Origin of the sequence: Streptomyces sp. NPDC005574 (assembly GCF_040605435.1) — a bacterium.
Lineage (GTDB): Bacteria > Actinomycetota > Actinomycetes > Streptomycetales > Streptomycetaceae > Streptomyces.
Map to the genome: position 1 here is coordinate 1 of NZ_JBEXCW010000100.1, position 25975 is coordinate 25975.

General features: G+C 72.1%; 25 protein-coding genes and 3 pseudogenes. 13 read left to right on the forward strand and 15 right to left on the reverse strand.

What is annotated here, in order from left to right:
• Positions 1-280: 280 nt before the first annotated feature.
• Positions 281-427 carry a hypothetical protein gene (locus ABZT03_RS36265; protein ID WP_356047358.1) on the forward strand — a complete coding sequence of 49 codons (147 nt, stop codon included), beginning with the start codon at positions 281-283 and terminating at the stop codon, positions 425-427.
• Here ABZT03_RS36265 and ABZT03_RS36270 read toward each other — a convergent pair.
• Together ABZT03_RS36270 and ABZT03_RS36275 are read right to left on the reverse strand one after the other, a co-directional pair.
• Positions 406-1170 (reverse strand): hypothetical protein, encoded by a 765-nt coding sequence (locus ABZT03_RS36270; RefSeq protein ID WP_356047360.1) that lies wholly within the window; start codon positions 1168-1170, stop codon positions 406-408. The genes ABZT03_RS36265 and ABZT03_RS36270 overlap by 22 nt on opposite strands.
• 53 nt (positions 1171-1223) lie before the next feature.
• Positions 1224-1790: a hypothetical protein gene (locus tag ABZT03_RS36275; protein WP_356047362.1), complete on the reverse strand. Its 567-nt coding sequence runs from the start codon at positions 1788-1790 to the stop codon at positions 1224-1226.
• Between the two features lie 241 nt (positions 1791-2031).
• Between ABZT03_RS36275 and ABZT03_RS36280 the strand changes: the two genes are divergently transcribed.
• From ABZT03_RS36280 to ABZT03_RS36305, 6 genes and pseudogenes are all read left to right on the forward strand, one after another.
• The gene (locus ABZT03_RS36280; RefSeq protein ID WP_356047363.1) at positions 2032-2169 is read left to right on the forward strand and encodes a hypothetical protein; all 138 of its coding nucleotides are present in this window, start codon (positions 2032-2034) and stop codon (positions 2167-2169) included.
• A complete protein-coding gene (locus ABZT03_RS36285) occupies positions 2166-3146 on the forward strand; it encodes an RNA polymerase sigma-70 factor (RefSeq protein WP_356047365.1) in 981 nt (326 codons plus the stop codon). The genes ABZT03_RS36280 and ABZT03_RS36285 overlap by 4 nt, the downstream gene beginning before the upstream one ends.
• 96 nt (positions 3147-3242) lie before the next feature.
• Complete coding sequence (locus ABZT03_RS36290; RefSeq protein WP_356047367.1) at positions 3243-3854, forward strand: NAD(P)H-dependent oxidoreductase; 612 nt, start codon at positions 3243-3245, stop codon at positions 3852-3854.
• Between the two features lie 159 nt (positions 3855-4013).
• Positions 4014-4331, forward strand: a pseudogene (locus tag ABZT03_RS36295) (amidohydrolase family protein); the annotation flags it as partial.
• Positions 4327-4488, forward strand: a pseudogene (locus ABZT03_RS36300) (NAD(P)-dependent alcohol dehydrogenase); the annotation flags it as partial. The pseudogenes ABZT03_RS36295 and ABZT03_RS36300, both read left to right, overlap by 5 nt.
• Positions 4489-4591: 103 nt before the next feature.
• On the forward strand, positions 4592-5464 hold the full coding sequence (locus ABZT03_RS36305) for a GNAT family N-acetyltransferase (protein WP_356047368.1): 873 nt from the start codon (positions 4592-4594) through the stop codon (positions 5462-5464).
• 75 nt (positions 5465-5539) lie between these two features.
• On the opposite strand, the pseudogene ABZT03_RS36310 reads toward ABZT03_RS36305, so the two are convergent.
• From ABZT03_RS36310 to ABZT03_RS36340, 7 genes and pseudogenes are all read right to left on the reverse strand, one after another.
• Positions 5540-5997, reverse strand: a pseudogene (locus ABZT03_RS36310) (carboxymuconolactone decarboxylase family protein); the annotation flags it as partial.
• A gap of 126 nt (positions 5998-6123) precedes the next feature.
• On the reverse strand, positions 6124-6552 hold the full coding sequence (locus ABZT03_RS36315; protein ID WP_356047369.1) for a MarR family transcriptional regulator: 429 nt from the start codon (positions 6550-6552) through the stop codon (positions 6124-6126).
• Positions 6552-6968 (reverse strand): SRPBCC family protein, encoded by a 417-nt coding sequence (locus tag ABZT03_RS36320; RefSeq protein WP_356047371.1) that lies wholly within the window; start codon positions 6966-6968, stop codon positions 6552-6554. The genes ABZT03_RS36315 and ABZT03_RS36320 overlap by 1 nt, the downstream gene beginning before the upstream one ends.
• Positions 6969-7144: 176 nt before the next feature.
• Entirely contained in the window at positions 7145-8248 is a 1104-nt protein-coding gene (locus tag ABZT03_RS36325; protein WP_356047393.1) for an ABC transporter ATP-binding protein, read from the reverse strand.
• A complete protein-coding gene (modB, locus tag ABZT03_RS36330; protein WP_356047372.1) occupies positions 8245-9108 on the reverse strand; it encodes a molybdate ABC transporter permease subunit in 864 nt (287 codons plus the stop codon). The genes ABZT03_RS36325 and modB overlap by 4 nt, the downstream gene beginning before the upstream one ends.
• The gene (modA, locus tag ABZT03_RS36335) at positions 9105-9932 is read right to left on the reverse strand and encodes a molybdate ABC transporter substrate-binding protein (RefSeq protein ID WP_356047374.1); all 828 of its coding nucleotides are present in this window, start codon (positions 9930-9932) and stop codon (positions 9105-9107) included. The genes modB and modA overlap by 4 nt, the downstream gene beginning before the upstream one ends.
• Before the next feature lie 380 nt (positions 9933-10312).
• Positions 10313-10897, reverse strand: a complete 585-nt coding sequence (locus tag ABZT03_RS36340) for a helix-turn-helix domain-containing protein (protein ID WP_356047376.1) — start codon at positions 10895-10897, stop codon at positions 10313-10315.
• 190 nt (positions 10898-11087) lie between these two features.
• Between ABZT03_RS36340 and ABZT03_RS36345 the strand changes: the two genes are divergently transcribed.
• The 3 genes from ABZT03_RS36345 to ABZT03_RS36355 all read left to right on the forward strand — a co-directional run bounded on the left by ABZT03_RS36345 (position 11088) and on the right by ABZT03_RS36355 (position 13384).
• A complete protein-coding gene (locus ABZT03_RS36345) occupies positions 11088-11612 on the forward strand; it encodes a cysteine hydrolase (RefSeq protein WP_356047377.1) in 525 nt (174 codons plus the stop codon).
• A gap of 141 nt (positions 11613-11753) precedes the next feature.
• The gene (locus ABZT03_RS36350) at positions 11754-13004 is read left to right on the forward strand and encodes an MFS transporter (RefSeq protein WP_356047394.1); all 1251 of its coding nucleotides are present in this window, start codon (positions 11754-11756) and stop codon (positions 13002-13004) included.
• Between the two features lie 143 nt (positions 13005-13147).
• On the forward strand, positions 13148-13384 hold the full coding sequence (locus ABZT03_RS36355) for a hypothetical protein (RefSeq protein ID WP_356047378.1): 237 nt from the start codon (positions 13148-13150) through the stop codon (positions 13382-13384).
• A gap of 94 nt (positions 13385-13478) precedes the next feature.
• On the opposite strand, the gene ABZT03_RS36360 is transcribed toward ABZT03_RS36355, so the two are convergent.
• The 4 genes from ABZT03_RS36360 to ABZT03_RS36375 all read right to left on the reverse strand — a co-directional run bounded on the left by ABZT03_RS36360 (position 13479) and on the right by ABZT03_RS36375 (position 17584).
• The gene (locus ABZT03_RS36360; protein WP_356047380.1) at positions 13479-13973 is read right to left on the reverse strand and encodes a lamin tail domain-containing protein; all 495 of its coding nucleotides are present in this window, start codon (positions 13971-13973) and stop codon (positions 13479-13481) included.
• A gap of 253 nt (positions 13974-14226) precedes the next feature.
• Positions 14227-16575, reverse strand: a complete 2349-nt coding sequence (locus ABZT03_RS36365) for a GH92 family glycosyl hydrolase (protein ID WP_356047381.1) — start codon at positions 16573-16575, stop codon at positions 14227-14229.
• 247 nt (positions 16576-16822) lie between these two features.
• Complete coding sequence (locus ABZT03_RS36370; protein ID WP_356047382.1) at positions 16823-17254, reverse strand: response regulator; 432 nt, start codon at positions 17252-17254, stop codon at positions 16823-16825.
• 3 nt (positions 17255-17257) lie between these two features.
• A complete protein-coding gene (locus ABZT03_RS36375) occupies positions 17258-17584 on the reverse strand; it encodes a hypothetical protein (RefSeq protein ID WP_356047384.1) in 327 nt (108 codons plus the stop codon).
• A 160-nt stretch (positions 17585-17744) separates the two neighbouring features.
• On the opposite strand from ABZT03_RS36375, the gene ABZT03_RS36380 reads away from it, so the two are divergent.
• From ABZT03_RS36380 to ABZT03_RS36390, 3 genes are all read left to right on the forward strand, one after another.
• Entirely contained in the window at positions 17745-19319 is a 1575-nt protein-coding gene (locus ABZT03_RS36380; RefSeq protein WP_356047385.1) for an ATP-binding protein, read from the forward strand.
• The gene (locus tag ABZT03_RS36385) at positions 19316-20590 is read left to right on the forward strand and encodes a fused response regulator/phosphatase (RefSeq protein ID WP_356047386.1); all 1275 of its coding nucleotides are present in this window, start codon (positions 19316-19318) and stop codon (positions 20588-20590) included. The genes ABZT03_RS36380 and ABZT03_RS36385 overlap by 4 nt, the downstream gene beginning before the upstream one ends.
• A 468-nt stretch (positions 20591-21058) precedes the next feature.
• Positions 21059-21448 carry a hypothetical protein gene (locus tag ABZT03_RS36390; protein WP_356047387.1) on the forward strand — a complete coding sequence of 130 codons (390 nt, stop codon included), beginning with the start codon at positions 21059-21061 and terminating at the stop codon, positions 21446-21448.
• Positions 21449-21618: 170 nt separating this feature from the next.
• On the opposite strand, the gene ABZT03_RS36395 is transcribed toward ABZT03_RS36390, so the two are convergent.
• Both ABZT03_RS36395 and ABZT03_RS36400 read right to left on the reverse strand, forming a co-directional pair.
• Positions 21619-23661, reverse strand: a complete 2043-nt coding sequence (locus ABZT03_RS36395) for an RICIN domain-containing protein (RefSeq protein ID WP_356047388.1) — start codon at positions 23659-23661, stop codon at positions 21619-21621.
• Between the two features lie 131 nt (positions 23662-23792).
• Entirely contained in the window at positions 23793-25838 is a 2046-nt protein-coding gene (locus ABZT03_RS36400; RefSeq protein WP_356047390.1) for a beta-galactosidase, read from the reverse strand.
• Positions 25839-25975 lie beyond the last annotated feature (137 nt).

Here is a 25975-nt window from a genome sequence, read left to right on the forward strand (position 1 = left end):
CGGCCGACGAATCCACTCGAGGACAGCCGAAGCGCCAGTCAGTCCTGGGGTCAGACCGCCGAGCGGAGCCACAGCAATCATCACTGTCAGTCCTCCCGGCGCCCCGGCTCCGGCGGCCGGCCTCGCGGTCGCTCCAGTGCGGCCCGCAGGGTCGCCACCGTCTCGGCCCCGGTCCGTTCGGCGCCTGCCCGTGCCAGGCCGGCGAGGATCTCTTCGGCTCGGGCACGGGGCGCCGGCCCGAGGCCGTGCGCCGGATGAAGCGGTGCCGCCGGGAGGCGGGGTGCGGCACCTGCTCCAGCGGGCCCGCGGCGACCGCACCGTGCACGGGCTTTCCGACGGCCGGGTGGAGGAGGTCTTCCCGCACTCCCTGGACCGGGCCCGGCGCCCGGTGGGACCGGGCCGCCGTCAGGACACGACGCTCGCGTAGAGCTCCTGCAGAGGTTGGGCGGAGTCGGCCCCGGAGTGGCCGAACGGGGCGTCGAAGCTCCACACCAGGAAGAGCAGGAAGACCACCAGGGCGCTGAACGCCGTGGCCAGCATGAGTTCACGGACCGAGCGGCGGATCTGCAGGGCGTAGAGCAACCCGAGGGTGACCATGCCGCCGGCGATCAGGCCGAACCAGACCACGCCCGGCAGGGTGGTACCGGCGCTGTCGAGGCGCTGGTGACGCGCGTCGTCCGCGGCGGCCACCTGGTCCAGGAGCGGCTGGTAGGCCTGCGCCTGCAGTTCGTCGGCCGGGGTGCGGTGGGCGATGTCGCTGCGGATGCGGGTCAGCAGTCCGCCGCCGGTGGCGTCGATCCGCCGGTCCTCCTCCATGGCCGGCCACTCGGTGGCGACGGCGTGCCGGGCGTAGGCGTCGATGTGCTCCCGTACCCGCGTGTGGAAGCCGGCCGGGTAGACGTCGAGGCGCTGGTCGATCTCGTACAGCGCCTGCGCCTCGCGCTGGACGGTGTCCTCGGCGGCGCCGCGTGCCTCCCAGACACCGGCGATGGCCAGGCCCAGGACGATGGCGTAGACGACGCCCACCATCATCACCATGTACTCCAGGACGTCGGGCGTCTGTGAGGTGTCCTCGTCGTCGGCGACGCGCCGGTGGCGCATCACGGTGGCGGCGATGACGAATGCGCAGACCAGGGCGCAGGCCAGGGTGTAGATCAGCCATTCGGGCACAGCGGGACTCCAGGGCGGACGGTCGGGCGACAGGGAGGTGACCCGCGGGCGGGTCAGCGGTTGCCGCGGCGCCGGGAGCCCGGGCGCAGCGCGGCGGCGGCCAGGACGGCCGGGGTGGTGATCACGACGGTGGTCGTCATGGCCGACAAGCCCGCCGGGGCGGGACGCGCCGGGCGACCGCCGTAGTGGAAGCGGGGCACCCACCTGAAGGCGGCGGCACCTGGTGCGGGACGCGGCGCCGGCGCGTCGGCTTCCGGAGTGGTGGGCAGCTCGTCGGCCTCCGCCGGTGGCTCAACCGCGGGTGGTCGCCGTACGGCGGCGGGAGAGGACGGAGTCGCCGGCGGACCGGGGCGGGGCCGGACCGCGACTTCGGGGTGCGCCGGGGGGACGACGGCGCGCGGCGCCTGCTCCACGGCGGGAGCCGAGGGGGGCACGGCGACCGGGGTCTTCGGTGCCGGCGGGCCCGCGGGGGTGGTGATCTCGACCCAGGTGTCGGCCGCGCACACCACCAGGTGCGCGGTGGTGGGGGTCGTGTCGATGGTTGCCGCCGTACCGGTGTGGCCCGGCAGGGGACAGAGTGCGGCAGCGGCTCCGAGACCGACCGTGATCCACCCGCTCACTCGTGCTGTTCCTCTCCGTTGACGGCACGCGCACCTCGGACCGGGACGCGGCCGGACAGACACCGATGGACCGACCTGGTGCGGCCCCGGCGCCGGGAGTAACGATCATGCTGCCCCGGGGGTCACGGGCGTCGCCCGCACTCGTACGGGGAGAGTGGCCGGACGCCGATGTCACAGCCGGCGGGGCCGTCTCGTCTCTGGTCGTGGAGGCGTACTTCTGATCGGGAAGGTGATGACGGGGATGCGGTCGTTCGTGGCGGGCGGTACGGGGAGTCCGGGGCGGGCCACGGTCGTGGCGGGGCTCGGCACGGTGGGGCGACCGGGCGCGTACGCCGTGGTGGGGCGCCGGGGGCACGCGGTGTCCATGGGGGCGGCGTGAGCCGGGTCGAGGAGTTCGAGGACCTGCGACCGCTGCTGTTCTCGATCGCCTACCGGCTGCTGGGCAGCGTGAGCGAGGCCGAGGACGCGGTCCAGGAGACGTGGCTGCGCCACGAACTCTCCCCGACCCGACCCGTGTCGGCCAAGGCGTACCTGTCGGCGGTGGTCACCCGGGTCGCGATCGACGTGCTGCGCTCGGCCCGGGTGCGCAGGGAGGAGTACGTCGGCCCGTGGTTCCCCGAACCGCTGCTGGACGACCCCTACGAGGACCCGGAGCGTTCGGCGGAACTCGCGGACTCGCTGTCGATGGCTTCCCTGTTGCTGCTGGAGCGGCTCAGCCCGCTGGAGCGCGCGGTCTTCGTGCTGCGCGAGGTGTTCGCCTACGGCTTCCCTGAGATCGCCTCCACCGTGGGCAGGTCGCAGGCGGCGTGCCGTCAGCTCGCGGTGCGGGCACGCCGGCACATGGACGCGGGCCGGCCCCGGTTCGACGCCGACCGCGGGGAGCGCGAGAAGCTCGCCGAGCGATTCTTCGGCGCGATCCAGGAAGGCGACGTCGACGGGTTGCGTGACCTGCTCGCCGCCGACGTGTCGATGGCCGCGGACAGCGGCGGCAAGGCCCCCCGGTGGGCCAGGGGCTTCTGCGGCGCCGACCAGGTGTCCCGTGTCCTGGCCGCCGTCTTCCCGCCGTTCGCCCGGATCGGCGGCACGGTGGAGCCGCAGCGGATGAACGGCCAGCCCGGCGCGATCTTCCGTGACCGGAACGGCGGGGTCCTCAACACCTGGACGCTCGACATCCTCGACGGACAGATCCAGGCGATCCGCACCGTGAGCAACCCCGACAAGCTCGGGCACATGGGCCCGGTGGCGGACGCCTGGGCGGTCATGCGCGAGACGCGGCAGGTCCGCGCCGAGGCGGACTGGCCGGCCGAACTCACCGAGTTCACCGAGCCCCCGAGTCCTGAGCTCCCTGAGCCCTGACGTATCCACACCCCAGCGACGACCGGTACGGCACCGCCGACCGGAAGCCCGGCAACGACAGGTTCGGCACAGCCGACCGGAACAGGAAGAAAAGACATGACCAGGATCGGCGTCATCATCGGCAGCACCCGCCCCGGCCGGCACGGAGACCGGGTCGCCCGGTGGGTGCGGGACCTGGCGGCCGAACACGCGGGAGAACGGGACCTGGCGGCCGAACACGGGGGAGACAAGGCGGAGTTCGAGCTCGTCGACGTCAAGGACTTCGGGCTGCCGCTGCTCGACGAGCCGGTGCCGGCACGCATGGCACCGGGCACCCGGCCCCACACCCGGCGATGGGCCGAGCGGATCGGCCCGTGCGACGCCTTCGTCGTCGTCACCCCGGAGTACAACTCCGCCCCGCCCGCCTCCCTGACCAACGCCATCGACTACCTCTACGAGGAGTGGGGCGGCAAACCGGTCGGATACGTCGGCTACGGCATCCACGGCGCGGTCATGGCCGTACAGAAGCTGCGTGCGCAGGCGGGCCTGTTGCGCATGGCCGACATCGGGCCGCAGGTCGCGCTGTCACTGCGGGAGGACTTCGTGGCCTTCACCGAGTTCCGGCCGCGGGAGTCGCACGCGGGGGAGGTGCGGGGAATGATCGACGAACTGCTGGCGTGGGCGCGGGCGCTGGGCCCGCTGCGCTCGACCTCCCGGGCAGCCGTCTGACGGACCCGCCGCTCCGCAGTCGGCCGGCGGCTCCCGGGGCGGCGGGCGGTGGGGTGAATGCCTGGGCGGGACACCCCGCGCTCCCTTGTAACGTGCCCCCGCCCACGCATCCGGCCCGGGGCGCGACCGTTCGCCCGGGGTGACCCGAAGGAGCCGTCCTTGCTCTGCACGCGGATCACCAACGCCCGCATCCTGACGATGGATCCGGCCCGCCCGGTCGCCCGCGAGCTCGGCATCGGGCGGGGACGGATCGTCGGGCTCGACGAGGACGCGGCGGGACTTCCCGCACGCGACACGCGCGACCTGGACGGCGCCGTGGTCCTCCCCGGTTTCATCGACGCCCACACCCACCTGGCCTGGACGGGCCTCAAGGCGGCGGCGCCGAGCGTCGCCCCCAGTGCGCGGGCGGACGACGTGCTGCGTGTCGTCGCGGCCGCGGCCGCCCGCGTGCCCGCCGGTGGCTGGGTGGACTTCGGTGTACGCGCCGTACTGGGGCAGCCGCGCCGAACTCGTCGAGGTGCTCGAACTGGCCCGTGCGGGCGCGGTGTCGGTGCACACCGAGACGTACACGCTGGACGAGGCGCTGCACGCCGGCGCCGTCAACGGGCGCGCGGTGATCCTGCCCAACGGCTGACCGGTGCCGAAGCCGCGGGGCGCTCCCGCCGGGGGCGCCCCGAGCACGGCCTCGGGACCGGAAAATCCCGGGCCTTCGCCGGCGGCGTGCGGAATCATGAGGCATGCGCCCGGACGACTGGCACCTCACCCACGACCTCGACGGCTTCCTCGCCCGAGCCGGGGACTTCCTGCGCTCGCGGCCCGCCCTGCACACCGTCCCGCTGACGGTGACCGAGACCCTGCGCACCCGCGGAACAAACCTCTACGGCGCCGATGCACCCGTCTTCGGACGGCTGGAACGGGCGGGCGAGGTCCACGCCACCTTCTTCCGCACCCCGCCGCACCGCCTGAACCTCACCGCCCTCAGCCCTGAGCAGGCCGACACCCTCGCCGTCCGCCTGGCCGGCCTCGGCGCCCCCCTCCCCGGCGTCAGCGCGGAACACGGCACCGCGACCGCTTTCGCCGGGGCCTGGCGGCGGCACGCCGGAGCGACACCGGTGCTCCGCGAGCGCCTGCGCCTGTACCGCCTCGGCACCCTCACCCCGCCGAACCCCTTCCCGGCGGGCCGCAGCCGGATCACCGGCGACCCGGATCGCGGGCGACTCGCGCTCTGGAACGGAGAGTTCGCGGTCGCCGTGGGAGAAGCGCCGCCGGGGGACGCCGACCCGTGGACCGAAGCACGCCTCGCCGGGCGGCACTTCACGTTCTGGGAGACGCCGGACGGTACCCCCGTCGCCATGGCGGGCGTGACCCCCCAGACCGCCGGCCAGGTCCGGGTGGGGCCCGTCTACACCCCGGCCCACCTCCGGGGGCACGGTTATGCCGGTGCGGTGACGGTCGAGGTGAGCCGGGCGGCCCGGGCCGCGGGCGCGCGAGAGGTCGTGCTGTTCGCGGACCTGTCCAACGCCACCAGCAACGCCCTCTACCTGCGGATCGGTTACCTGCCGGTCGCCGATTTCACGGTGTACGACTTCCCCGTGTCGCGTGACCGGTGACGGCCGCGCGTGACCCGGGTCGCGCCGGGAGACCCAGCCGGAACTCTCCGGCGCACCGGGCGGGTTGCTGTGCCATCACGTCCACTGCTCGGACGGCTTCACGCCCGGCAGCGGCTTGCCGATGACCGCGAGCGGCACGAAGAAGTTGACCTGGCCGCTCGCGATCGGCCCGGGGTGGCGGGCGCCGTGTCGTCGTAGTGCCGGGCCGCGCGGGCGTAGAGCTCGTCCGGGACCCGCTCGTGGTGCACCGACGGCTGGAGCACCGCATCCACCAGGGCCGGCGCGATGTGCTCGGCGTCGGTGAAGCAGGGCGCCTCCTGCCAGGAGGCGACCGCGGTGATCCGCTCCTCGGATTGTCCGGCCCTGCGCAGGCTCTCGGTGTGCATGACGGTCAGGTAGGTGTTGCCGACGATCTGCCCGGCACGCAGCTGGATCAGGTCGATCGTGGTCTGCGGCACGGATCCGTTGCCGACCGCCTTGTACAACGCCCCTGCCAAAAAGCCGAGTTCGGGGACGAGCCTGAGCGGGTTGGGGCTTCCGAGAGCCGGTGGTGGTCCGTGCCGCGTTCGGCTGAGCTTCCCTGTCTGTACGCCTCTCGCATCCGTTGTGCTGTCGTCACTCCTGTGACGAACCCGGGGCGGAGAACGTGACGGGTCCGGTCAGTCCCCCCGGCCGGCCAGGCGGCCGAGCAGGTCGATCGTGGCGTCGACGGCGACCGGCTCGAAGAAGAGGGCGTCGGCCTCCTCGACGGCGGCGATCGCGCGTGGTGCGAGCTCGGCCCCGGCCTCGGTGACCCGGAGCCGCTTCGCGCGGGTGTCGGCGGGATCGACCTCGCGCTCGATCAACCCCTTGGTCTCCAGGGCGCGCAGCACCTGCGAGGTCATCTTGACGTCGGTGCCCGCCTGCCGGGCGAGAGCCAGCTGGTTGGGCCGGTCGCCCTGCCCGTTGAGCCACCAGGCGCAGGCCAGCAGGACGAACTGGACGTGGGTGAGGCCGAGCGGCGCGAGCGCGGCGGTGACGGCGCGCTGCCAGCGCAGGGTGGCGTGCCAGAGCAGGAAGCCGGGGCTCTCGCCCGGAGCGAGGGACATCAGCCCAGCGCGCGTTCCACGAGGGCGGCCATGGTGGCGGGCCAGTCGGCGGTCACGGCCGGGCCGATCTCGGGGCCGGCCTCGTCGGCCGCGGGACCGGTGATCTCCATGCGGTACGTCACCCGGGTGCGCAGGCGTTCTCCCGCGTCGAGCCGGTGGACCGTGCGCAGCACCAGGCCGTCGAACCGCGCCTCGTCGACGAACTGTTCACCGGGTCGTGCCTCGGCGACGCGCAGGCGCACCGGCTCCGGCCCGGCCGGGTTCATCACGATCTCGGTGCCCGCCGTGAACGGTCCGCTGATCTCGATGGACTCGATGTCGGCGTTCCACTTGCCCCAGTTCTCGACATCGGCCCACAGCCGCCAGATCGCCTCCGGCGCGGCGTCGGTCTCCGTGCTGTGCTCGTACGTCCACATCAGATGTCTCCCCAGTTCTCCGACTGAATCTCTGCGTAGAGATTATCTGCGCGCAGACTATCTGTCCAGCGCGAGGTCCTCTTCAGGCCGGCATCCGGCGGCCGTCGTGTGCGTCGCCGAGGCGGGGGCGGCCGACCGGCCGCCCCCGCTTGACGGCGTGCCCCATGGTGAAGCCGTCAGGCGGGGTAGGCGTGGGTCTGGACGGCCTTGACCGTGGCCCACACCGGCGCGCCGGTGCGCAGGTCGAGTTCTGCCGCGGCGAGCGTGGTGAGGTCGGCCGCCAGCGGCAGTTCGCCGGTCAGGGCGGCCCGGATCTGGTCGCCGTGGGTCTCCAGGCCGGCGACCTCGCAGCGCCACAGGTTGCGGGCACTGGAGCCCGTGGGGCGCTCCCGGTGCAGGGTGACCGCGCTGGGCGGGAAGGCGACGAAGACCGGGCCGGTGAGCTCCTCCGTCGTCGTGATGCCGGGGCCGTCCCCGACGTGGACCGTGTGTCCCCGGGCCTCCCCCCGGTACAGGTTGAGGCCGACGAGGTGGGCGATGTAGTCGGTGCGCGGGTGGCGGGCGATGTCGGCCGGTGTGCCCTCCTGGACGATGCGGCCCTCCTCGATGACCACGAGGTGGTCGGCCAGCACCATCGCGTCCAGCGGATCATGGGTGACGAGTACCGCGACCGCCTCGAAGTCCGCCAGATGGTGGCGCAGTTGGGCCCGTACGTCGAGGCGGGTACGGGCGTCGAGGGCGGCGAGGGGTTCGTCGAGGAGCAGCAGCCGGGGACGGGTGGCCAGGGCGCGGGCGAGGGCGACGCGCTGGGCCTGGCCGCCGGAGAGGCGCCGGGGTCTGGCCCCGGCGTGCTCGGCGAGGCCCATCCGGTCCAGCCACTCGGCGGCCTGGGCGCGGGCCTCCGCCTTGCCCACCCCGTGGCAGCGGGGTCCGAAGGCCACGTTGTCGAGCGCGGACAGGTGCGGGAAGAGCAGGTAGTCCTGGAAGACGACGCCGACCGGGCGGGACTCCGGTGGCGTACGGTCCAACTCGGCGCCGTCCAGCCGGAGATGGCCGCCGGTGAGTGGGACGAGGCCGGCGAGCGCGCGCAGGGCGGTCGTCTTGCCGGCGCCGTTGGGGCCGAGCAGGGCCACGACGTCGCCGGGCGCCGCCGTCAGGGCCAGGTCGAGGCGGAAGGAGCCGCGCTCGACGACCAGTCGGACGTCGAGTCCGGCGCCGGCCGCTCCGGAGGCGCCGGCGGCGTCCCGTCCGGCTCGCAGGGTCTTGCCGGCGCCGGTCATGAGGCGGTCGTCCACCGGTCGCGCAGTCCCGCGAGCACCGCGATCGACACCGCGAGCAGGACCAGGCTCAGCGCGATCGCCGCCTCCGGGTCGTTCTGGAGGGCGAGGTAGACGGCGAGCGGCATGGTCTGGGTACGGCCGGGAAAGTTGCCGGCGAAGGTGATCGTGGCACCGAACTCGCCGAGCGCCCGCGCCCACGCCAGGACCGCGCCGGCCGCGATGCCGGGGGCGATGAGCGGCAGGGTCACCCGGCGGAACGCGGTGAAGCGGGAGGCGCCCAGCGTCGTCGCCGCCTCCTCGTAGCGCGGGTCGGCCGCCCGCAGGGTCCCTTCGACGCTGATCACCAGGAACGGCATCGCCACGAAGGCCTCCGCGACCACGACCCCGGCGGTGGTGAACGGCAGGGTGATCCCGAACCAGGAGTCCAGCCACCGCCCCACCACGCCGTTGCGGCCCAGCGCCATCAGCAGGGCGACACCGCCGACCACCGGCGGCAGCACGAGCGGCAGCGTCACCAGGGCGCGCACGAGGCCCCGCCCGGGGAACTCGACCCGCGCCAGCAGCCAGGCCAGCGGCACCCCGAGCACGAGGCTCACGGCGGTCGCCGCGGTCGCGCACAGGAGCGACAGCTGGAGCGCCTGCCACACCTCGGGGCTGGTCAGCAGGTCGGCCATGCTGCGCCAGGGGGCCCGGATCACCAGGGCGACGAGGGGGAGGGCCAGGAACGCCAGCCCGACCAGTGCGGGCAGCAGAAGGGGCAGCGGGGCACCGCCCCGGACGCGGCGGCGCCGCGGGCCACCGGTCAGGGTGTCCGCGGCGGCAGCCCTGTCCCGGGGCGGGGGGCCGGACGGGGAGGTCACGGCTTGAGGAACCCGGCCCCGGTCAGGACCTGCCGGCCCTCGGCGGACCGCACCAGCGCGACGAACGCCTTGGCGGCGGCCGCGTGCGGGGCGTCCTTGAGGAGGGCGATCGGGTAGTCGTTGACGGCGTCGGCCGATTCGGGGAAGTCCACGCCCACCACCTTGTCACCCGCGGCCTTCACATCGGTCCGGTAGACGACCGCGGCGTCCGCCTCCTTCAGGACGACCTTGTTCAGGGCGGACTTGACGTCCTGCTCGTAGGAGACGGGGGTGAGCTTCAGCCTGCTCGCGTCGAGGGCCTTCTGGGCGGCGGCGCCGCACGGCGCCGTCTTGTCGCACAGCACCACCTTCAGGCCCGACCTGGTGAGGTCCTTCAGTGAGGCGATCTTGTCTGGGTTGCCCGGCAGTGTGGCGATCTCCAGCCGGTTGCGCACGAAGGTGGCGGGGGTGCCCTCGGCGTCTCCCTCGCCCGTCACGATCGCCATCGTCTTGGGGCTGGCCGCCGCGAACACGTCCGCGGGTGCGCCGCCGGTGATGCTCGCGGCGAGGGCGTCGCTGCCGCCGAAGCTGAACGTCACCTTCGTGCCCGGGTGGGCCTTCTCGAAGTCCTTGCCGAGCGTCGTGAAGCTCTCCTTCAGCGAGGCCGCCGCGAACACGGTCACCTCGCCCGACACCTTGGCGGAGGCGGAGTCCGGCGCTGAGGTGTCGGGCGCCTTGGAGGAATCCGAGTCGGAGGACGAGCAGGCGCTCAGGACCAGCAGGGCGGCGGCACCCACGCCGGTCACCTGCAGGGTCCGGCGGGTCCGGCGAGCGGAACGGGTCATCACGGTTGAACTCCCTCTGGTCCTCACGGACTCGTCTACGGTCCTTCGACGACCACGGAGGCCGACGTCGTCACGGCAACCGCCGGGCGGAGGCGGCGCGGGTGTCGGCGCGGGCCCCCGGTGCGGCCGGGGCTTCTCCAGTCCGGTAGGTGTGCATGTGTCGATGATAATGCCGCAGATGCGAGGGTAAAGTCATCTGTTGCTTCGCATGAGCTGGATCATTACCTGTGTGGCATGGCATGTGCGTTTGTACGGTAGAGGAATCCGAGTACGGTCCTGCGGGAGGCGGTGAGGTCAGCTTCGACCCCGCGCGACGCAAGGGCCGGATCGCGGCACGCCCCTTGGCGACCTGGTGCTCGCCCCACCGGCAGGCGCTCGGCTCACCTGTCGGCGGCGCGGGCGCCGGTCGCCCGCAGCCCGTCGTACAGCACGGCCAGAACGGTCCCGCCGGAGGCGTCGGAACCGAGGTGGCGCAGGGCGTGCAGCACCCCGCCCAGCAGGGCCATGAGATCGGCGACGGTGATGTCGCCGCGGACCGCGCCGCCGGCCTGGGCGCGGACCAGGAGATGGCCGATCTCCTCGTGGAGCCGGGTGACGTCCGCGGCCAGCGCCGTCCGCAGTTCGACCCCGGCGCCCGCGAGGGTGTCGACGAGATCCGCCTTCGCGGCCGCGTCCCCGACCACCCGGTCCAGCACGGCGAACAGGGCCGCCGGATCCTCGCCGTCCCGCAACGTCTCGGCGTGCTCGATCAGGCGCCGGAGGCGTTCACGGACGACCGCTTCGAGCAGTGACTCCTTGGTGGGGAAGTGGCGGTACAGAGTCCCCGGCCCCACGCCGGCCCTGCGCGCGATCTCATCGAGCGGTACCGCGACTCCCTCCGCGGCGAACGCCGTTCGCGCCACCTCCAGCAGCCGGTCCCGGTTGCGGCGGGCGTCGGCCCGCAGCGGCCGCGGCTCGTCTCCCATGCGATCTCCTCCAGCCGGAACAGTAAACGGGGCGCTCTCTCCGCTTCATGCTAGCTTAACCGGGGCGCGCTCTCCGTATTCCGCGGACGTGCTCTGGTACGGCGGTCCGCCTCCCGGCGGAAGTCCGGATGTCCCGAGGTGTCGCGCCCGCGACCATCGACGGTCCCCTCATGAAGGAAGCCGAGTTCCCATGACCCTGGCCAACGGAGCCGACCCGAGCCCGACCGCCTTTCTGGCGCTCGACTACGCCACCCACATCGTCGAGAACTACAGCCACGACCCCGGTGTCGCCGACCGGGCGGCGTGCGCCCTCGCCGCCGTCCGCGCGGCGGGCACACCCGTCCTCCATGTCACGCACGAGGCCATGCGAGAGGGGTTCCACCCCCTGCTCGGTCCGGCCGGCGACGAGCCGGTGCTGGGCAAACGCACCCTTGGCGCCTTCGCCACCACCGACCTGCACGAGCGCCTGCAGGTGGCCGGCATCCGCCGGATCGTCCTCGGCGGCGTGGCCACCTCCGGCACGGTCCTGTCCACCGCGCGCTGGGCCTACGACGTCGGGTACGAGGTCGTCGTGTGCGCGGACGCCTGTGCCGACCCGGACGCGCGGGCCCACGCCGCCCTGGTGGAGGAGTCGGTGTTCCCCGACAGCTGGCTCGGCCTCCGGCGCATCGCCCGCATGGTGAACGCCGAGGCGCTCACCGGCATACTGGCCTGACGCTGATCGCAGGCCGGCCAACTGCCTCACCGACACGCAGCGTTGAATGGGCGGTGACACCTCCGGGTCGGGCTCGGGGTCTCAGCCGTCGCCCCCGATGATGGTGAGATGAACCTCCAACCGGTCGGTCACGCACGGCGGATGCCCGCCGGGCTCGTCGCGCTCGCGCTCGGTAGTTTCGGCATCGGTCTGAGCGAGTTCGTGATCGCGGGTCTGCTCCCGCAGGTGGGGCGGAGCCTGGCGGTGTCCGAGGCGGCGGCCGGCCGGTTGATCTCCGGGTACGCCCTGACGGTCGCGGCCGGTGCCATCCTCGTGACCGCCGCCACCGCCCGGTTGCCCCGCAAGGCGGTCCTCGTCGGGCTCGTGGCGCTGTTCGTCGCCGGCAACCTCCTGTCCGCCGTCGCACCGAACTACCCGGTCATGCTGCTCGGACGCGTCGTCGCCGCCCTGTGCCACGGCTCGTTCTTCGGCCTCGGCTCACTCGTCGCACGACGCATGGTCGCCCCCGAACGGGCGTCGAGAGCGGTGGCGGTGATGTTCGGCGGACTCACCCTCGCCAACGTACTGGGCGTGCCGTTCGGCGCCCTGATCGGCGAACGCTGGGGCTGGCGCGCCACCTTCTGGGCGATCACCGGCATCGGTGTCCTCGCCGGCGTCGCCATCGCCGTACTGGTTCCGGGCTGGGCGGGCGACGCCAACCGGGCCCGTCCTCCCGGCAGTTCCGGTACGTCCGGTGACCGGGCGGACGGACTGCGCGCCCAACTGCGCGCCTTCCGCTCCCGGCAGGTCTGGCTGACCCTCGTCGCCACCGCGCTCGGCTACGGCGGTATGTTCGGCGCGTTCACCTACCTCGCGTACACCTTCACCCGGGTCTCGGGCTTCTCCAGCACCGATGTCGCCTGGCTGCTCGTGGTGTACGGCAGCGGCCTGGTGATCGGCAACCTGGTCGGCGGCCGGGGTGCCGACCGCGATCGTGAACTCACCCTGATCGTGTCCCTGGCCGGTCTCGCCGTCACCCTCACCCTGTTCGGACTGCTGGCAGCCGGCCAGGTCGCGTCGGTGGTCCTGGTCTTCCTGACGGGACTGTTCGGGTTCGCCGGTGTGCCCGGCTTCATCACCCGGGTCACCGACCACGCCCACGGGGTGCCGCTGGCCGCGAGCGCCAACGTGTCCGCCTCCAACGTCGGCAACGCCGTGGGTGCCTGGCTCGGCGGCCTCGCCATCGGCAGCGGCCTCGGCTACACCGCTCCGCTGTACGTCGGCGCCGGCATCGTCCTGTGCGGGCTCGCCGTGATGGTGGCCGCCGCACGTGACTCCGCTCGCACGGAGGCGGCCCGTACCGAGGGGCCCGGACTCGTCCATGACCCGGCTTCCGCACACCGCGAGCACTGAAGCGGGCACCCGACGGCAGGCAGGGCGGCAGCGGCGCGAAGCCACCCGTCGCCGGCCGACTCGGCGATCACCGGCGCGACGGCCGGCCGGAGACCACACCGGCTCGGTCAACCGAGCCGGTGCGCCTACGCGTTGGCCGCCGCGTGGACGCGGACCCCGTCGACGTACGTCAGATGCACGCGGGTGTCGGCGATGCACTCGACCGGTGCGGCGGCCTGGCGGCCTGGGGAGCCACGTACGCCCGCCTGCCGAAGGAGACCTACCCGCACATCGCGGCGTCGACCGCCGCCCTGGAGGACACCATGTCCCGCAGCGCCTACCCCGGTGCGCTCGAACTCCTGCTCGAGGGCCTGGAACAGGCACTGCACAGGCTGCGATGACCGTACGGCTCCGCCACCGCGGTCGTCCGGCCACGTGCCGTCCCCCTCCCGCGCCGTCGCGCGAGAGGGGGAGGCGGGCCGGAACCGGGCGGGATCAGCCGTGGAAGGTGATGTAGCCGTTGCCGTCGCGGTCGTCGGCGCGCTTGGTGTACGAGTGGACGTCGGCCCGGGAACCGGTGGGCTTCACCAGGTAGATGGTGTCCTTGTCGTTGTTCCAGATGAAGTTGCAGTTCTGGCGGTAGACGACGTTGCCGGCATCGGAGTCGGTGCCGCGGCCGCCGCGCAGCTTCACATAGTCACCGGGCTCCAGCTTGTGGCTGGAGTCGAAGGTGAACTCGTTGCCCGCGGCGTCCTTGACGACATACCCCAGGAGGTTGACGGTCTTGGTGCGGGAGTAGTTCTTGATGGTCAGGTACTCGTTCTTGGTGTTGCCGCCGCTGCACCTGTTGGAGTCGCTGCCCGGGGCGTCGTACTGCACGCCCTTGAGCTTCAGCGCGGACGAGTACTCGGTGGCCTGCGCGGGGCCGGCGGCTATGACGGCCAGCGTGCCCGCTGCGGCGACCGCGGCCAGGGTGTGACGGATACGCATGAGGAATCCCCCCTCAGTGGTACGAATGAAGCGCCTGGAGCATACCGGACATGATCATGCGGTGTCCCCCAGGTGTACGAAACGTGAAGAGGCCGGCGTGCGGAGGCGGGCCGTCACGACCGCCCGGCGGGCGCACGAAGGCGGGTCACCGCCATGGGCGGCCCGCCTCCGAACACCCTTCGTCAGTAACTCGGTTGAGGTCCTGTCCGCGGCCACGGCGGCCACGGCTCAGTCCAGCGGGGGCAGAGCGGGGTCACCCCCGGTCGCCGGTCGTGGACCGGTTCAGCGCGGGCGGCCCCGCCTGGGCGCCCGTTCCCCAGGCGGACGGCTCGCCGCCGACCGTGAACGCGAGCGACCGGATGTCCCGCAGCGCGCCGGTCGTCAGGTACGTCCGGCCGTACGCGGAGCCGTCGACGCGGGCCGACTGGATGTAGTGGCGGCTGTCGGAGGTGCCGGGAGCCGTCACCGTGAGCGCCCCGTGCGGGTAGTAACGCCGGTCCAGCGTGAGGTCGACCCGGGAGAAGACCGGGGTGGACAGACCCCAGGTGTCGTAGCCCGGCTGCACCGGGAAGACACCGATCGACGACAGCACGTTCCAGGCGGACATCGTGCCGAGGTCGTCGTTGCCCGTCATCCCCGTCGGCGCGTCGGTGAACAGCGTGAGCGCCGCGTGCACCACGTCGGTGGTCTTCCACGGCTGGCCGGTGGAGAGGTAGGTGTACGGGGCGATCAGGTCGGGTTCGTTCTGCGGGTTGTACTTGTCCGCGTTGTAGTAGTCATAGGGGCCGTTGACCCACACCTCGCGCGCGGTCTTGGCGGGGTCACGCACCAACTGGTCGTAGGCGAAGAAGGAGTCCAGCCGGTCGTTCGCGGCCTGCTTGCCGCCGATCAGGTCGACCATGCCCGGCAGGTCCTGCGGTACGAGCCACTGGTACTGCCAGGCGGTGCCCTCGTGGAAACCCTCGCTGCGGGCCGGGTCGTCCGGTCCGGTGAAGGCGCCGGAGGCGTCGCGCGCGCGGAAGAAGCCGGTCGAGGAGTCGAAGATCCTGCGGTAGTTCTGGGCCCGGGCGGAGTAACGCGCGGCGTCCGCGAAGTGGCCGAGGTCGCGGGCCATGGCCGCGAGCATCGCGTCCGACAGCGCGTACTCCAGTGTCGCGGAGGCGCCGTGGTCGTAGTCGGAGTCGCCGGGCTTCACATGCGGGCGATCATGGATGTAGGGCGCGAAACCCCCGGCGACGTACTCCTTGTCGGCCTCCCGGCCCACGGCCGGCGAGTCGGCGGGCGGCACGCCGTCCGCGTTCTTCCGCAGGGCGCGGTAGGCCCGCTCCTCGTAGCCCTTCAGCAGGCCCTGCTGGTAGGCGTTGGTGAGGAACGGGGTGACCGGGTCGCCGGTCATGATGTTCGTCTCCACCGTGCCGTAGCCCCACTTGGGCAGCCAGCCGCTCTCCTCGTCGATCTTGATGACGGAGATCGCCATGTCGCGGGCCTCGCGCGGCGCCAGCAGGGACAGGAGCTGGGACTGGGTGCGGTAGGTGTCCCACAGCGACCAGTTCTGGTAGTACGTGAACCCCCGCGCGCGGTGGATCCTCTGGTCCCAGCCGGTGTAGCGGCCGTCGGCGTCACTGCCGATGTTGGGCGCGAGGAACGACCGGTACAGCGAGGAGTAGAAGGTGCGCCGCAGGGTGTCGCTGCCGCCTTGCGCGCGTACGTCGTCCAGCCGGTCCTCCCAGGCCCGCCGGGCGGCACCGCGCACCTGGTCGAAGGAACGGCCGCCCTCGGCACGGAGGTTGAGGGCGGCGCCGCGGGCGTCGACGTACGAGAGGGCGGTCGTCGCCTCGACCGTGCGGTCCTTGGTGGTGTCGAAACGGACGTAGGCGCCGTCGCGTCCGCTCTTCGACCCGTCGGTGACGGTGGAGCCGTTCCAGGTGCCGTGGGCGGTGAACGGGCGGTCGAAGCGGGTGATCGTGTAGACGGTGTACGGCTTGGTGTCCTGGCAGAACCCGCTGCCCGTGATCGCGGTGCGCACGGTCCGGCTGTCCAGGATCTCGACCTTGGTGGAGACCGTCCGGTGCAGTGACTGGCCCGCGTTGAGAAGGACGTTGGCCTTGCCGGTGGCGGGGAAGGTGTAGCGCTGCACGCCGGTGCGCGCGGTCGCGGTCAACTCGGCGTCGATGCCCGTCTTCAGGCCGACCTTGTAGTAGCCGGGGCCGGCCTGCTCCGCGTCGTGGCTGAACTCCGCCTCGTACCTGGCGTAGTCCGTCTCCGTGACGTCACCGGTGGTCGGCAGCACGGGCAGGTCGCCGCCGAGGCCGCACCCGACGCCGGAGAGATGGACGAGCGAGAAGCCGCGGATGTGGTTCTGGGCGTAGTCGTAACCGGTGTTGTGACCGGTGTCCGGTGAGAACTGCACCATCCCGAACGGGACGGCCGCCCCCGGATAGGTGTTGCCCTCGTTCTGGGTCCCGATGAACGGGTTGACGAGGTCGGTGAGTCGGGTGTCCTGCGCGGCCGCCTGGGCCGCGGGAGTCACCAGGGCGGCGCCGAACAGGGCGGCCGCCGCGACCACCGTCCCGGCGGCGCGCATTCGTCGGGTCCATCGCATGGGCGGAACGCCTCCCGGAAGCCAGACAACGTTGTCAGAGCGAGCGGGGTCATTCTTTGCGTGAGTACGTGTACTCGTCAAGGGGCCCGGAGCGGAACGGAGTTGCGCGCTCCGCCCGCGACGCGCCTGCCGGAGGCGAGCGGATTGTACGAACCGGGCGGCCCGCGCGAAGTGGGTGAGCAGTGCGAACGAGCCGTGCGGGCCGTGCCGCCGTGGGCGCGGCGGCACGGCCCGCTTCCGGTGTGCGCTACGGCTTCGGGGGCTTGACCGCGATGTCGAGGTAGAACGCGTCGATGCTGCGGACCGCCGCCTCGAACTCCTCCAGGTTCACCGGCTTGGTGACGTAGGCGTTGGCGTGGTGGTGGTAGGCGCCGGTGACGTCGTCCGGGGCGGCGGAGGTGGTGAGGACGACGACCGGGATGGTCCGCAGGTCGGCGTCCTCCTTCACCACGGCGAGGAACTCCCGGCCGTTCATCCGCGGCATGTTCAGGTCGAGCACGATGAGGTCGGGCCGCGCGTTCTCCGGGTCGCGCAGGTAGTCCAGCGCCGCGACACCGTCGGGAACCTGCGTGAGGTTACGGGTGCCGCGCTCGGAGAGGGCGTCCTGGATGAGCATGGCGTCGGCGATGTCGTCTTCGACCAGCAGGACGTCGTAGGGGCGGGTTGCGGCGGCGGCCATGAGTCAAGAGCTCCGGGGGGTGGGGTGGGGGGCGGGGCGGGGGGTGCTGTGGCTGATCAGACCGGGCCAGCGGCGCCGGGCTCCCTGCCGGCTCATGCTCACGGCCTGGCCGATCTCCGGATACCCGGCGCCGCTCGCGGCGGCGGCGTGGGCGGTCTGGTCCTCCAGATGCCGGGCGGCCTGTCTGACGTCGGCGAGGACCCGCAGACGCACCAGGGCGCGCTCCCGGGCGTCTTCGACGGCTCCACGGGACTCCGTCAGCGCGTGGGCGGAGTCGTGTTCGAGGCGGCGCGCCAACTCGTCCACCATCTGTATGACGAGAGCGGCCATCTCTCCACCTGGTGTGTGCGGAATCGAGGCGGGGCCAGGCATGGGCTCACCCTACGGCGTCGATCTCACCGGAGACAACATGTGTTGTCGGGCCCCCGGTACAGTTGCCCTGCCGCGCACCCGGTCGCGGTCACGGAACACGAAGGAGCAGCGCACCCCGATGAACAGCAAGTCGTCCGGCGCCGAGAGCGCGTTCTCCCACTGGACGACCCGCCGCTGGCTGTGGGCGGGGGTCTCGGTCACGCTGATCGTGCTGGCGGTGCTCGGGTCGCTGGGCGGCTGGGCGATGTGGCGTACCTCTCAGATCACCTCCGAGCTGGTCGACAGACGATCTCCCGCCCTGATCGGCTCCATGCGTCTGGAACAGGCCCTGATCAACCAGGAGACCGGCATCCGCGGCTACGGACTGTCCGGCCGACGCGACTTCCTCCAGCCGTACACGAAGGGCACGGCCGACGAGCGGACCGCCCTCAGGCGCCTGCGGCCCCTGCTGTCCGGTGACGCCCGGGCCCGCGCCGACCTCGCCGAGGTGGACGAACTGGCCGCCTCCTGGCAGGCGCGCACGGCCGGCCCGATCTCCGCCGCCCCGGCCGCGAAGGCGGTGAGCCTGGCCACGGAGCGGGCGTCGGAGGGCAAGGCCACCTTCGACTCGCTGCGGCGGGCCCTGGCGCGCCAGCAGGCCCACCTGGAGAGCGAGCGGCAAGCGGCCGGGCGTGACCTGCGGCACGCGGTGAAGCTGCGGAACTGGATGTTCACCGTCATCGCCGTCGTCATCGTCCTGGTGGCGTTCGCCGTCTTCGAAGGGCTACGGCGTGGCGTCACCGGCCCGCTCACGCGGCTCGGCTTCGAGGCACGGGAGGTCGCGAGCGGCCGCTTCGACCTGTCCTTCGCCGGCACCGGCCCCGCCGACCTGCGGCAGCTGTCCTCGGACGTGGAGTCGATGCGCCGGCGCCTGGTGGAGGAACTGGAGCTGGCCGAGGCGTCCCGCACCCTCCTGGACGAGCAGGCGGCGGACCTCAAGCGGTCGAACACCGAGCTGGAGCAGTTCGCCTACGTCGCCTCGCACGACCTGCAGGAACCGCTGCGCAAGGTGTCCAGCTTCACCCAGCTCCTGCAGCGGCGCTACGGGAACCAGCTCGACGAACGCGCCGACCAGTACATCGCCTTCGCCGTCGACGGCGCCAACCGTATGCAGGTCCTCATCAACGACCTGCTTGCCTTCTCCCGGGTCGGCCGCGTGCACAACGACCACCGGACCGTCGACCTCGACGAGGTCCTCGGCAAGACCCTCGACAACCTGAGTGTGGCCCTCGAGGAGAGCGACGCCGAGATCACCCACGACACGCTGCCCACCGTCGTGGGAGACACCACGCAACTGACGATGCTCTGGCAGAACCTGCTGTCCAACGCCATCAAGTTCCGCAGCGCCGACCGGCCGCCGCGCATCCATGTCAGCGCCGCCTCGGCGGACGGGATATGGGAGTTCGCCGTCACCGACAACGGCATCGGCATCGCCCCGGAGTTCCAGGAGAAGGTCTTCATCCTCTTCCAGCGACTGCACACCAAGGACGCCTACCCGGGCACCGGCATCGGCCTGGCCATGTGCAAGAAGATCGTGGAGTTCCACGGCGGCACCATCCGGATCGACCCCGACCACCAGCAGGGCACCCGTATCGTCCTCACCCTTCCCGCAGTCGAGGCCGCCGAGGCCCCGGAGAGAAGGACGCAGCCGTGACCGATCAGGCCGCAGGCCGCGCGGAGCAGTACCGCATCCTGCTCGTGGAGGACGACGACGGAGACGCCCTCCTGGTCGAGGAACTCCTCTACGACACCGGTCTCCCGCACACCCTCGCGCGCTGCCGTACGGCCGCCGAGGCCCGCCGCACGCTCGCGGCGGCCTCCGTCGACTGCATCCTGCTCGACCTGCACCTCCCGGACGCGTCCGGCGTGCAGACCGTCCAGGCGGTGCAGCCCCACACCGAGGCCGCCATCATCGTCCTGACCGGCCTGGACGAACCCCACGCGGGAGTCGAGGCGCTGGCCGCCGGCGCGCAGGACTACCTCATCAAGGGCAAGGTCGAACCGGACCTGATGCAGCGTGCCGTCCGCTACGCCGTCCAGCGAAAGCAGGCCGAGCGCGCGAACGCGGCGCTGCAGATCGGCCGGCTGCGGGCGCAGGAGAACGCCCGCCTGGAACGCGGACTGCTGCCCGAGCCCCTGTTGTCCTCGGCCGCCGTCACCGCTTCCAGCCGTTACTACCCGGGGCGGGCGCAGGCGCTGCTCGGAGGTGACTTCCTCGACGTCGTGCAGACCGACGACGGGCAGGTGCACGCCGTCATCGGGGACGTCAGCGGCCACGGCCCCGACGCGGCCGCTCTCGGGGTGTGCCTGCGCATCGCCTGGCGGGCGCTGACTCTCGGCGGGCACCGTGACCAGCAGCTGCTGCACCTGCTGGAGCAGATCCACATCGCCGAACGCACCGGCAGTGACCTCTTCACCACCTGCACCCTGATCACCCTCGATCCGGGCAGCGCCACCGCCACCCTGCACCTGGCCGGCCATCACGAGCCGCTGCTCGTCACCCCGGGCGGTGTGCAGGAGGTCGCCGCGGCCCACGGCATCGCCCTCGGTATCGCACCGGGACTGGGCAAGTGGCCGGCGACCACGCTCGCCCTGCCCGCCCGCGGCGCGCTGATCGCCTACACCGACGGCCTCATCGAGGGCTTCGCGGACACCGCCGACGACGGGCGTCTCGGCGTCGAGGGACTCCTCGGCATCGTCGACGCGATCCACACGCCGGACCCGGGAACCCACCTGGACCAGCTCATCGCCCGCACCCGCACGCTCAACGCCGACCGGCACACCGACGACCTCGCGGTCCTGCGCCTGGACTGGAACACGGGCGCGCGGTCGACCGGGACGCGGCCGACATCAGAAGAGCAGGCCGCGGCCGGCCGCCGCCCGACGTTCGACGGACAGGCGACGGCCGCGCGGCACATCTCGTAACTCGTCCGTCCTGAGCGCCCGTTCGACCTCTTCGCTGTCAGGTCTCAGGTGTCGGACCGGGGCTGGGGGAAGGCCGGTCCGGGGCTGGAGGCGGCGACGTCCAGCGGCGCGAGCGGCCCTCCCACGGGGTCGCGGGCCCGAAGTGCGTTGCCCGCGTGGGCCGATGGGGCTATCGGTTGCGGATGGCGGTGGTGGCGAGGAATCCGGTCGCCGCGGCGGTGATGAGGGCGCAGACGGCGAGGAGCGTGGTGCGGTGCATCGGCGGTGCCTTTCAGGTGTGGGGTGGTTCCTGTGTAACGCCGCTCGTGCCGCTGTGGGTTCGCCGGTACGGCGATGTGGACCCGTTTGGCTGCGGCCGAGGGTGTGAGCCGGTACGGCTGACCGCTCGGTCGGGGGCTCGGACATCGGTGGGTGCGGGCTCGCCCTTCGATGCCACCATGACCACCTGACCGCGAAGGAGTGCCCGTTGTGCGCCTGACGTCCGATCCGCTGTACCGCGAAGTGACCCTCACCGCTTCGGCGAAGCAGCTTGCCGCCTTGGCCGACGCCATAGCCGGCGGTGAGGGCTTCGTCGAGTCCTCCCCACCCGAAGCCGGCGAAACCCTGGTGGGCGTCGAGATCAGGCGCACCCCCGGTGCGGGCGTCCTGATCGTCGTGGACCCCTCGCGACGAGTCCTCGTGATCAGCGGCGGCGACCGCGACGGGAGGGCGGTCCTCGCGGACGACGTGCGGTCCGTGGCGGCCGCCGAGGACGGCGGCCATCTGCACGTCGACCACTTCCCCGACCACCCCTACGTCGTCGAAGGATCACTGTCCCTCGTGGTCGAGAGCCCCCACGGCGGCATGCCACGCCCCTGAGCGGGGAGGCCGCAGCTCAGATCTCCCAGCGCCGGCGCAGGACAGACCACCGCGCCACACCTCGTACTTGAACCCGCACCGCGCATTCCCCCGAACACGCCGACGGCCCCGACCGGTCGGGAAACCGGTCGGGGCCGTCGGCGATGGGGGCGCACTGCGGGGGTCGGTCGTCAGTCGCCGGTCTTCTGGTCGGTCACGTCCGTGATGGTCCAGCGTTGGTTGGAGCCGGAGTTGGGCTGCCAGGTGGTGACGGCCGCGCCCTCGTTCGTGGCCTGGCCGCCGACCTCCAGGACGCGGCCGGTGGCCTGGTTGACCAGGGTCCAGGTGCCGTCGCCGGTGGTCGACATGATCCACTCGGTGGCGGCGTCGCGCGTGCCGGTGTCGGGTTCCACCACAGGCACGTTGTCCCGGACGGCCAGGCGCTTGCCCTCCGCCGGGTTGGCGAAGACGTAGCGCTGACGGGCGCCGGTCTCGCCGTAGCGGGCGTCGAGCTGCCACTGCTGCGCGGTGCTGCCGTTGCCGGAGCCGATGGCCAGGTGCGTGCCGTCGGCCGTGACGGTGACCGCCTTGCCGCTCTGCACGCCGGTCAGGGTGTAGGTGTGGCCCTTGCGGATCAGCGGGGCGTCCTTCGCGACGCCGGAGACGCCGGTGATGGTGAAGGACGTGACCGACTGGGCGGGCACGGTGAACGTGGCGGTGCGGTCGCTGACCTTGATCGGCGCCTGCTTCTGGAGCTTGCCGTCGGCGCTGGTGACGACCGGGGTCACGGTCGCCTTCCGGCTGACGGTGCCGAACTTGGACAGGTCGACGGTGACCGTGCGGGCCTCGGTGGTGTTGTTGACGTGGACGAGCGAGGCGCCCTTGCCGTTCGCCGTGACGGCGGCGGCGCTGGAGGTGTCGTTCGTCTTGATCAGCTTGTCGCCGGGCTTGATGAAGTGCGTGAAGTTGCGCGCGGTGTCGAACTTGGTGTTGGTGTGGATGGGGCAGGACTGGAGTGTGTCCGTGGAGTTGCAGCTGAACGGGAGCTGGATGCTGCCCCAGTTGCCGCCCTTGGCGGACTCGCCGCCCGGCTTCATGTTGTCGTAGTCCTCGACCGGCTGCCAGAACACCCAGGCCGTGGGCTCCAGTTCACGCAGGTCGTTCACCATCTGCTGGGCGAGGCCGAGGCCCGGCCGCATGTCGGTGAAGCTCTGCCCGTCGCCCCAGTCGCCCTCGACCTCGCTCATCCACAGCGGCTTGTCCGCGGCCTTCGCCAGGTCACGCACGGTGGTGCGCTGCCCGGTGCCGTAGGTGTGGACGTTCATCTGGTCGACCAGGTCGCGGGAGTCTTGCGAGTAGGAGTTCCAGTTCGTCGCGAAGAGGGACGGGTTGGTCTCGTCCATCGCCGAGATGTCCGCCTTGACCTTGGCCTTCTTCAGCTCGGGGGCCAGTGCGGCGAGGACCTTCTGCTGGAGTTCGGGGCCGATGTGGGCGCCCTCCTGGCGACCCGCGACCGGCTGTCCGTCCGCGCCGAGACGGGTGCTCCAGTAGCCGGTGTTGGGCTCGTTGAACGGGTCGAGCGTGTCGACCTTGATGTGCTCGGCCTTCTCGAGCCGCTTGGTCGCGCCGGCCAGGTAGGCGGCGAAGTCGTCGACCGAATCGGCCTTCAGCTGGTCGGCGTTGGCGTTGAAGCCGCCGGAGACGTAGCCGCTCTCGGTCATGAACCAGGGCGGCGAGTTGCTGAACGCCTCCCAGTGGGTGATGTCCTTCTTGATGCGGTCCACCCACCAGCGCTGGGTCGCGTCGGCGTTCTTGTTCCAGTCGGCCGGGTCGTCGGCGCTCCACCAGTCGGTGTCCTCGCGGGTGGTGCCCGCGGGCGCCTTCCACCAGCCCTCGACGGCACCCCCGGCGCGCAGGTAGTCGGGCACGTCGGGCGCGTTGCCGCCGCCGATGTTGTATCGGGCTATGTTCAGCGCGAGGCCGTCGTCGCCGAAGAGCAGCCTGGCGAGCTTCTCGCGGATCGCCGGCGGGTAGTCGCCGGTGGCGTTCGCGAACCAGACCAGGCTGGTGCCCCAGCCCTCGAACTTCTGCTGCTTGTACGACGGGTCAGGCGTCACGGTGACGGAGGCGGCAGCCTCGGCCTGTGCGGGGACGCCGAGCAGGGCGGCCCCGGTCGCCAGGGCCGTCAGTGCGGCGGCCCCGAGGGTCCGTCTGGTGCGGGTACGGCGTGCCATCGTGTGCTCCCAACTGTGAGGTGGTCGCTGCGATGTCCCCTCCCTCCCACCCGGGGAGGGAGGGGACGGCCCTCCGACGGTCTGCGCCGCCGGAGGAGTCGTGCGTGCGGGTGGCGCGTCCAGCGGGTGGGTCAGCCGGTCGGCCGGCGGAGCACGGCGACCTCTCGTGGTCCGAGGGTCAGGACTCCGTCGGTCAGGGCGGTGCCGTGCAGTACCTCGGCGTCGAGGCCGGGTACGCGCACGGTGGTGTCGGTGCGGTTGGTGAGGAACAGGTACCGGCTGTCGGCGTTCCTGCGGACGGTCAGCTCGACCAGTCCGCGGACGCCGGTGGGCAGTTCGCTCTGCACGCCGGCCGGTTCGAGCAGGCGCGGCAGCAGGGCGGTGAGGCCCTCGACGCCCAGCCGGGTGGAGACGTAGGAGGCCGAACCGCCGCCCGTCGGCCGCCGGGTGACGGCGGGGCGGCCGGCCTGGGCGCCGGTGCTGTAGTGGGCCAGGACCTCGGTCTCCGGGGCGGTGACGGTGATCCGGTCGGTCCACACGCTGCCGGTGGTCGCGTCGTCCAGGGTGACGCTCTCCCCGGGCAGCAGCGGGCCGAACTCCTCTATGCGCAGGCCGAGAAGGTCCCGCAGGGCGCCGGGGTAGCCGCCGAGCCAGACGTGGTCGTTCTCGTCGACGACGGCCGAGAAGTACGTCGTGATCAGGTGGCCGCCCTGTTCGGTGTACCGCGTCAGTTCCTTCGCGAGGTCCGCGGACACCATGTGCAGCACCGGGGCGATCAGCACCTGGTGGCGGGTGAGGTCGGCGCGGGTGGTGACGAGGTCGGCGCGGATGCCCAGTCCCAGGAGCGCCGAGTACCAGTCGAGCGCCTCCTGCCGGTAGTCGAGCAGGGAGGTGGGGTGCGAGTCCTGCTCGCTCGCCCACCAGGAGTCCCAGTCGTAGACGATGCCCACCCGGGCCGGCTCCCGCTCGGACCCGGCGACGGGGGCGAGCGACTTGAGGGTCGCGCCGAGCCCGGCCACCGCGCGGAAGAGCTCGCTGTCCTGGCCGGCGTGCGGGACCATCGCCGAGTGGTACTTCTCGGCGCCGGCCGACGACTGCCGCCACTGGAAGAAGCAGACCGCGTCGGCGCCGTGCGCCACGTGCAGCAGGGAGTCGCGGGCCAGGTCGCCGGGGCGCTTGGCGACGTTGACGGGCTGCCAGTTGACGGCGCTGGTGGAGTGCTCCATCAGGAACCAGGGGCGGCCGCCCGCGATGCCGCTGGTGAGGTTCGCGGAGAAGGACAGCTCGTCGCGGTCCTGGGGGCCGGGGTGGACGTAGTGGTCGTTGGAGACGAAGTCGATCTCCTCCGCCCAGTCCGGGTAGTTCATGCCCTTGGTGTCGCCCATCACCATGAAGTTCGTGGTGACCGGCACGTCGGGGGTGAGCTCGCGCAGGACGTCCCGCTCGGCGCGCAGGTAGTCCCTGAGGGCGTCCGAGGAGAACCGCTTGAAGTCCAGCTGCTGCGTCGGGTTGGGGTGCGAGGCGGCCAGCCGGGGCGGCAGGATCTGCTCCCAGTCGCTGTAGCGCTGCGACCAGAACGCCGTGCCCCAGGCGTGGTTGAGGTCGGCGAGCGTGCCGTAGCGGGCGCGCAGCCACAGACGGAAGGCGCGGGCCGCGTCGTCGGAGTAGTCGTAGATGTTGTGGCAGCCCAGCTCGTTGGAGACGTGCCAGGCGACCAGCGCGGGGTGGTCCTTGTACCGGTCGGCCATCGCGCGGACCAGGCGCAGGGCGTGCTCGCGGAACACGGGCGAGGTGGGCCGCCAGTGCTGGCGGGCGCCCGGCCACAGGGTCTCGCCGTTCGCCGTGACCGGCAGGATCTCCGGGTGGGCGGTGCTGAGCCACGGGGGCGGGGAGGCGGTGGCGGTGGCCAGGTCGACGCCGATGCCGCTCTGGTGGAGCAGGTCCATGACCTCGTCCAGCCAGGCGAAGTCCCACTCGTCGGCGCTGGGCTGGATGCGGGCCCACGAGAAGATCCCCACGGAGACGACGTTGACGCCGGCCTCGCGCATCAGCCTGACGTCCTCCTCCCACACGTCCCGGGGCCACTGCTCCGGGTTGTAGTCGGCGCCGTAGGCGAGGCGGGGGGCGGGGTCACCGTCCGCCCCGCTCCGCAGGCGGGACAGGAGGGTGGAGATCATGGCGGTCCTTCCGGAAAGTGGTGCACGGGGGCGGGGGGGGGGGCGGGCGGGGCGCCCCCCCCGCGAAAACGGGCTGGTGTGGGGAAGGTAGGGGGGTTGGGGAAGAGTAGTTTTAAAAAAGGGTAGATGGAGATGGT